The organism is Chryseomicrobium imtechense, assembly GCF_041475995.1.
Taxonomy (GTDB): domain Bacteria; phylum Bacillota; class Bacilli; order Bacillales_A; family Planococcaceae; genus Chryseomicrobium; species Chryseomicrobium aureum.
The window spans coordinates 1-249 of record NZ_JBGOBM010000059.1 but is presented as its reverse complement, the minus strand read 5'-3'; the positions used below and the strand labels follow the sequence as shown (position 1 = coordinate 249).

Genomic DNA, 249 nt, shown 5'->3' with positions numbered 1-249 from the left:
GCGTCACGCACACCCAACGGGGGTCGGGGCGGTGACGCTCTATCTTGACGTCTTGCATGTTCAGTTTTCAATGTTCAATGGTGGAGCCTAGCGGGATCGAACCGCTGACCTCCTGCGTGCAAGGCAGGCGCTCTCCCAGCTGAGCTAAGGCCCCAAAAGGGTATTAAATTAAAAATGGTCGAGAAGACAGGATTCGAACCTGCGACCCCTTGGTCCCAAACCAAGTGCTCTACCAAGCTGAGCTACTTC

1 tRNA gene is annotated in these 249 nt (G+C 55.0%); it reads right to left on the bottom strand.

The window, feature by feature from the left end:
* Window positions 1–78: 78 nt before the first annotated feature.
* A tRNA-Ala gene (locus AB5N96_RS13605) sits at window positions 79–154 on the bottom strand.
* Window positions 155–249: the final 95 nt, after the last annotated feature.